Origin of the sequence: Pseudoalteromonas sp. 3J6 (assembly GCF_903995135.1) — a bacterium.
Taxonomy (GTDB): Bacteria; Pseudomonadota; Gammaproteobacteria; order Enterobacterales; family Alteromonadaceae; genus Pseudoalteromonas.
This window is the reverse complement of sequence record NZ_LR877185.1, coordinates 295,942-303,427: the sequence shown is the minus strand read 5'-3', so window position 1 is coordinate 303,427 and position 7,486 is coordinate 295,942. Positions and strand designations below refer to the sequence as shown.

The 7,486-nt window shown below is 39.8% G+C and carries 5 protein-coding genes and 3 tRNA genes; 1 reads left to right on the top strand and 7 read right to left on the bottom strand.

Going from position 1 to position 7,486, the window contains the following annotated elements; translation table 11 throughout:
* Positions 1-275: 275 nt before the first annotated feature.
* The gene (locus P3J6_RS01375) at positions 276-1,694 is read left to right on the top strand and encodes an alanine/glycine:cation symporter family protein (RefSeq protein ID WP_010391487.1); all 1,419 of its coding nucleotides are present in this window, start codon (positions 276-278) and stop codon (positions 1,692-1,694) included.
* A 762-nt stretch (positions 1,695-2,456) separates the two neighbouring features.
* On the opposite strand, the gene P3J6_RS01370 is transcribed toward P3J6_RS01375, so the two are convergent.
* The 7 genes from P3J6_RS01370 to P3J6_RS01340 form a co-directional block, all read right to left on the bottom strand.
* Positions 2,457-2,543, bottom strand: a tRNA-Leu gene (locus P3J6_RS01370).
* A gap of 36 nt (positions 2,544-2,579) precedes the next feature.
* Positions 2,580-2,653: transfer RNA gene (locus P3J6_RS01365), tRNA-Cys, on the bottom strand.
* 28 nt (positions 2,654-2,681) lie between these two features.
* A tRNA-Gly gene (locus P3J6_RS01360) sits at positions 2,682-2,757 on the bottom strand.
* Between the two features lie 141 nt (positions 2,758-2,898).
* Complete coding sequence (gene pgsA, locus P3J6_RS01355) at positions 2,899-3,444, bottom strand: CDP-diacylglycerol--glycerol-3-phosphate 3-phosphatidyltransferase (RefSeq protein ID WP_036933597.1); 546 nt, start codon at positions 3,442-3,444, stop codon at positions 2,899-2,901.
* 41 nt (positions 3,445-3,485) lie between these two features.
* Entirely contained in the window at positions 3,486-5,309 is a 1,824-nt protein-coding gene (gene uvrC, locus P3J6_RS01350; protein ID WP_055013395.1) for an excinuclease ABC subunit UvrC, read from the bottom strand.
* Positions 5,310-5,318: 9 nt separating this feature from the next.
* Positions 5,319-5,969, bottom strand: coding sequence for a UvrY/SirA/GacA family response regulator transcription factor (gene uvrY / locus P3J6_RS01345; RefSeq protein WP_010391483.1), 651 nt, complete (start codon positions 5,967-5,969; stop codon positions 5,319-5,321).
* A gap of 167 nt (positions 5,970-6,136) precedes the next feature.
* Positions 6,137-7,288: a dicarboxylate/amino acid:cation symporter gene (locus tag P3J6_RS01340; RefSeq protein ID WP_010391481.1), complete on the bottom strand. Its 1,152-nt coding sequence runs from the start codon at positions 7,286-7,288 to the stop codon at positions 6,137-6,139.
* Positions 7,289-7,486: the final 198 nt, after the last annotated feature.

Below are 7,486 nucleotides of genomic sequence, written 5' to 3'. Positions count from 1 at the left end.
TTACTCGACTTACTAATTGACTTGCTTGCCTCGCTAAGCGTTGCCTGCTCTGCCGTCTCAGTGGGGTCGCATTATAGGGCGAATCAATTTTAACGCAAGCGTTTTTAAACGCTTTTTTGCATTTAATTTTTACCCCAAAGATACCCCACCCAGACACACAAGATACCCACAAAACCCTGTGGATAACTCATTTTTTTGCGCTGTTTACTAAACTATTTACCTTGCTTGTGGTAAGTTGCGGCGCATATTTACAACTCGTTCACTAGGCAACACACATGACAGATATAATAAATAGTATAAGTGGTCTCTTATGGGGTCATATTTTAGTGTACTTATTAATAGCCGCTGGGCTATTTTTTACCATACGTCTTGGTTTCATCCAATTTGTACAATTCCCACACATGATTAAAGTCATGTTTCAAAGTCGCCAAGGGTCAGATGGCGGTATTTCCTCTTTTCAAGCTTTCTGTACTTCTTTAGCCGCCCGTGTTGGTACCGGTAATATGGCAGGTGTTGCAGTCGCACTTTATTTAGGTGGTGCTGGTGCTATTTTTTGGATGTGGTTAATTGCTTTGATCGGTATGGCCACTAGTTTTGCAGAAAGCACATTGGCTCAAGCTTACAAAATACGTGATGAAGAAGGCAACTTCCGTGGAGGCCCTGCTTATTATATGGAGTACGGACTTGGCAAGCGCTGGATGGGCATAGTGTTCTCACTATGTTTAATTTTAGCCTTTGGTTTAGTTTTTAATGCGGTACAGTCAAACTCTATCGCTGCAGCTTTTGAAGTCGCCTTTGGTATTCCTAACTATATAGTAGGTATTGCACTTGTAATTGGTTCAGGCATCATCATATTTGGTGGCCTAAAAACAATTTCACGATTTGCTGAATTAGCAGTGCCATTTATGGCCGCTGCCTACTTAATTGTTGCACTGTATATATGTGCTGTAAATTACACTGAGTTGCCTGATGTGTTTATGCATGTAATTAGAAGTGCCTTTGGTCTTGAACAAGCTGGCGCTGGTGCAATTGGTTATGGTGTAATGCAAGCAATGATCCAAGGGATCAAGCGCGGGTTATTCTCAAACGAAGCGGGTATGGGTAGCGCAGCTAACGCTGCAGCAACTGCAACTCCTAACCCACCTCACCCTGCATCACAAGGTTATGTACAAATGCTAGGTGTCTTTGTAGATACCATTATAATTTGTACAGCTACCGCTGCTCTTATTTTATTATCAGAACAGTTAGTACCAGGCTCTGATGTAACGGGTATAGCACTTACACAAGCAGCGCTTGAGGAGCATGTTGGTAGCTGGGGCGCAATATTTGTTGCAGTCGCTATTTTGTTTTTTGCTTTTACATCAATTGTAGCTAACTACTCTTATGCAGAAACGAACTTATTGTTTTTAGAGCATAACCACGCATCTGGCATGCTGATCTTCAGATTATTAGTGTTAGGTATGGTGATGTTTGGAGCCCTTGGTGAATTACCATTAGTGTGGACTCTAGCTGATGTGTCTATGGGCCTAATGGCGATTGTAAACGTAATCGCGCTATTTATGCTCTCAGGAGTTGTGGTATGGCTTGCCAAAGATTACAACGCTCAACGACGTGCTGGAAAGTTACCGACGTTTGATCCAAGTAAAAACAACAAGCTTAATAAAACTATTCCGAAAGGTATTTGGCACAAATAACTTTAAAGAGATTTAAGTTAAAAACCCGAAACGGCCATGGCCATTTCGGGTTTTTTATTGTCTAGTACCAATTCACTTAATTAAGTAACCTATATTGAGCTAGATAAACCTGTTAATGGCAAAGCAAAAATTTCGATGTTTAGTTGTTCTATATGAGAAATTTTTAACTCAACTAGCGTCTGGTTTAGCCCCGTAAAATGATTATGTATTATTGCGGATTGGTATTATATTACTAATAGTAGTACCCACCTAGTGAGACCCAATCAAACACATTAGCATCATCAAACTTCTCATACCCCCTTATAAGCGATTAGTTAAGCAGTTTACATCAATACTCTTAATAAATTTTGTGACATTGTGATGATGTTAATAGAAATAAGCGTATGCCGACTTTCGCTTATGTATCAAACGAAGCACAGCCACCACCTCCATTTAAGAGCCTTATACCACTGCTTTTTATATAAACCGCTTAGTATTAGGTAGTCTATTTTGAGGTATAAAAGTCTTATATAGCAAAGCTTAAATTTAGTGTTTTGTTCTAAATGAGAGTTTTTTCTATAGCTAGCGTCAAGTTTAGCTATAAAAAAGATCAAAGGTAATACATTGATGGGATAGGCTTTTTAAAAAATGTGAGACATAAAGGTTTTAAACAAACGAAATAATTTTGTGTAAGGAATAAGATACTAGTTTGATAATGCGATTTTATAATTAATGGTTTAATCAAAGAATAGTTAAACTAGAATAAACAAGTAAAGTATAAAGTGGTGCCCGAGGCCGGACTTGAACCGGCACGACTTGTTAGTCGAGGGATTTTAAATCCCTTGTGTCTACCAATTCCACCACTCGGGCATCGAGTTTGCTAATTAAAGCATGTGGAGTGTTGATTGGAGGCGGAACCCGGAGTCGAACCGGGGTAAACGGATTTGCAATCCGGTGCATGGCCACTCTGCCATTCCGCCTCAATACTAGGTTAGCTTTAAGATAAACTGGAGCGGCACACGAGGCTCGAACTCGTGACCTCGACCTTGGCAAGGTCGCGCTCTACCAACTGAGCTAGTGCCGCTTTATGTTTATCTAGGGGGCTATGCCCTCTCAACACGGACGCATTCTACAGAGATTATTAAACGCGTCAACACAAAAAATGCTACTTTTGAACTGTTTGATTATTTTTTATCTAAAATGGTGCGTTATTAGACGTTTACAATCAATTTTTGGTCAATTCTCCCCATGCTGCAACTAAATATTGCACCATAGAACTAAGCGTTAAAAATGTGGCTATATAAAGCAAGCCATAACTTAAATACATCATCCAGCTATCGTACTGCCAAATTAAACCGATAATGGCTAACATTTGAGCTGCAGTTTTTAACTTACCCATATCGGATACAGCTACGTTACCGCGTTTCCCCTGTTCAGCCATCCATTCGCGTAGCGCCGATATAACAATTTCACGGCTAATAATAATAAGCGCAGGAATAGTCATATACAAAGATTGGTAATGCTCAGATAATGCAACCAAGGCAGCACACACCATTACTTTATCAGCAACCGGGTCTAAAAATGCACCAAAAGGCGTTGATTGCTCAAGTTTACGGGCTAAATAGCCATCAAGTATATCTGTGATCGAAGCCAGCCAAAAAATAAAGGCAGCAACAAAGAACGCCCATGAATAAGGCATATAAAATATCACCAAAAAAATGGGGATAAGAAAGAGTCTAAACGTTGTGAGTGTGTTTGGAATATTCCACATAACTACTTGGATATGTCTTTTTTCTATATTCGCACATAGGGCTAGCCCTTGTCATGCAAATGGTTAAATATCTTCTCAGCCATGTCAGGACTGATCCCAGGAACTTTCTTTAGCTGTTCTATATTAGCAGCTTTTACACCTTGCATGCCCCCTAAATATTTTAATAATGTTTGTCGACGCTTTGAACCTACGCCATCTATTTCCTCTAATAATGACTGAGTGCGTTGTTTTTGCCGCTTATTACGGTGCCCTGCAATTGCAAAACGATGGGATTCATCGCGTATATGCTGGATCAAATGAAGCGCTGGTGCATCAGAATCCATAGGAATTGTTTTACGCCCGCCATCTATAAGCAAGGTTTCAAGACCCGGCTTACGGCTAGTGCCTTTTGCAACACCGACTAATAGCGGCATTTTTGAATGCGGCCAGTTTTCGAAATATTGCTCTGCTCTACCTAATTGACCTTTACCACCATCGATAAAAATAACATCGGGAATTTTCTCCTCATCAACCAACTTGTTGTAACGTTTGTTTAGTGCAAATTCCATAGCGGCGTAATCATCACCACCGGTAATACCGGTCACGTTATAACGACGATACTCTTTATTGTTAGGGCCTTGAGAATCAAATACAACACAACTGGCCACTGTGTTTTCACCCATGGTGTGACTGATATCAAAACATTCCATGCGATTAATATCATCAAGACGCAAAGTAGCCTTTAATTGCGCATAACGCTTGTTTATCGAGTCTTGAGTGCTTTGCTTAACCGTAATGCTATTTAATGCATTTTTATTCGCTAACTGTAAGTACTGTGCTCGCTCACCACGGGTTACCACTTTAAGCGATACTTTACGTTCACTTATTTGAGTCAAGGCTTCACCTAGTGCATCACTTTCTTCTATTTCAAATGGTAAAATGATTTCTTTAGCAATGCGCCCTGTCGCACCTGGAGCTAAATAATATTGACCTAAGAAAGAGGTTAAAATTTCTTGCTCTTGTGAGTCTTTAGGCACCTTTGGAAAATAAGTTTTACTACCCAGCACTTTATGATCGCGAATCATTAATAGATGAATCCCATTTAAACCGTTTAAATGGGCAAAGCCGACCACATCCATTTCCGCAAAATTGCCGGAGATAGATTGCTGCTCCTGCATTTTACGCAGCAACATAATTTGGTCGCGAACTTTAGCTGCAAGTTCAAAATTAAGCTGCTCACTGGCTTTTTCCATTTTAGCAATGAGATCGGCTATTACTTCATGAGATTTACCAGTTAAAAACTTGCGGACATAATCAACTTGCTGCGCGTATTCATCTTCAGAGACTTTATTTACACACGGCGCAGAGCAGCGTTTTAATTGATACTGTAAGCAAGGGCGACTACGGGCACGGTAGTAGGCATCTTCGCATTGACGTACCGGAAATATTTTTTGCATTAAGCGTAAGCTTTCTGAAACCGCCCCCGCGCTTGGGAACGGACCAAAATATTCACCTTTTACTTTTCTGCTACCACGATGAAAGGCTAAGCGAGGATGCTTATGATTAGTGAGCAGTATATAAGGGTACGACTTATCATCACGTAACAGAATATTATAACGTGGCTGATATTTTTTAATGAGGTTGTTTTCGAGCAGTAAAGCTTCTGTCTCTGTATTAGTAAGCGTGACTTCAATATTACAAATATTACTTACTAAAACACGGGTTTTACTATCGGTTATATTACTACGAAAGTAACTACTTACCCGCTTTTTTAAACTTTTAGCTTTACCGACATAGATAACTTGGTTGTCATTATCGAGCATGCGATAAACGCCAGGCTCACTCGATAATGTTTTTAAAAACTGGACATGATCAAATTCAGACATATATACCGACTAGTAAGAGATATCTATATCAATCATTTTGTAACGTATGGCTAAATGAGTAAGCTCTACATCGCCTCCTACGTTAAGCTTTTCAAACATGCGATAGCGATAACTGTTTACTGTTTTAGAACTTAAATTTAAGCGATCAGCAATATCCTGTGCTTTTTCACCTTTGGTGATCATCAGCATAATTTGTAGTTCACGCTCGGATAGGCTTTGAAATGGGTTTTCATCGGTACGCCCGGTTACCTGCGCAAGTGCAATCTGTTGCGCTATTTCTGGAGCAATATAGCGTTGTCCTGCATGCACACAGCGTATAGCGCGAACCATTTCATCAGATCCAGCACCTTTGGTTAAAAAGCCATGAGCACCAATTTGCATGACCTTACTTGGAAATGGGTCTTCGCAATTAACAGTAAGCACAATAATTTTTACATCAGGGCAGTAACGGCAAATCTTTTTAGTTGCCTCAAGCCCACCCATACCAGGCATGTTCATATCCATTAACACTATATTTGGCGCATGCTGACGACAAAACTGCACAGCCTCTTCGCCTGTTTTAGCTTCACCTATTACTTTAAAACCACGTATATCATCAAGAATACGTCTGATCCCTGTGCGCACAAGTTCATGGTCATCAACTAAAAGTACGTTAATCAATGGAACACCCTCACTAGCCTAATAAGATGCAAGTTAACAAATTTAATATTCAACATTAGCATAGATACGACGAAACCATAACTAATATTATGCTTTCGCCATCGGTCTTCATGACCGATATGATTAAAAGCGTATTTACCTATAGCAGGTAAATACGCCCCAATGATTTATGCTGACGCTTTTTCACTAAAACGGTCTACCCATAAAGCAATAATACCATCGCCAGTTACATTACACGCAGTGCCGAAGCTATCTTGCGCTAGGTAAAGTGCAATCATTAGTGCCACCGCACCTTCGTTGAAACCAAGCATGCTAGTTAATAAACCTAACGCCGACATTACTGCACCACCTGGTGCACCTGGCGCTGCAATCATCACTACACCTAACATCATAATGAATGGCAACATAGCCATTAATGAAGGTACTTCCATGCTAGGCGATAAAAACATCACAGCCATAGCACAGGTAACTATTGTAATTGTTGAACCTGACAAATGAATAGTGGCGCATAATGGCACGGTAAAGTTAGCTACATCCTCTTTAACGTTATTGGCTTTACTTGATTGCAAAGATACTGGAATGGTTGCCGCACTCGACATGGTTCCTAATGCAGTAAAATACGCAGGTAACATATTTTTAATTAGCTCAATAGGATTACGCTTAAGTAATAGGCCTGAGGTAATGTATAAAACACTCAACCATAACCAATGCATCACTAATGCAGCAATGAGTACAACACCAAATGCTTGTAATGTATCAACAACGGTGCCTGCTACAGTCATTTCCGCAAATACACCCGCAATATAGAACGGTAATGCCGGAATAATTACTTTTGAAAGTAAACCATCAATAATATCGCGCCCCTGATCCGACACAGTTTTTAATGTGTCTAAGCCAAGCTGGCTCATACCAATACCAAATACAAAGGCTGTGACTAAAGCAGTCATTACACCCATTAACGGTGGAATTTCTAAGTCAATGAAGCTACCTACTTCGGTCACGGCTTCAGCTTCAAATGAAATCCCGCCGCTTAAAAACGGAATAACCGCTGTCACTAATAAAAACGCTAAAGTACCAGCTATAATTGTTGAGCCATATGCAAAACCCACCGTTTTCCCCAGTAGGTGCCCTGACCCTTTCGGAAGCCCGGCAATCCCTGAGGCAATAAAAAATAAAATAATCAGTGGAATTGTAAAACTAATAAGCTGGCCGATAAGCTCTTTTACTGTGTATAAAAGCTCAACGCCAGTTAAGGGAATGTAGAGCCCGACTAAAATACCGGCCACAATACCGGCAATTAATTTTAAGATTAACTTCATGGTGATTACTTTATTGAATTTAGATAATGTGTTTTTACCATGTTTTGAATAGTTTGTGTCAATAAACTGTTCAACCGCAGTTCATTTGCACAATTAACCAACAAAATATAAGTGTGTTGTGTTGATTTGTTTAAATAACGACTACATAAACAAAGGATAAAGTACAAAGTTAAAAACGAACAAATGATCTCAAGTTCG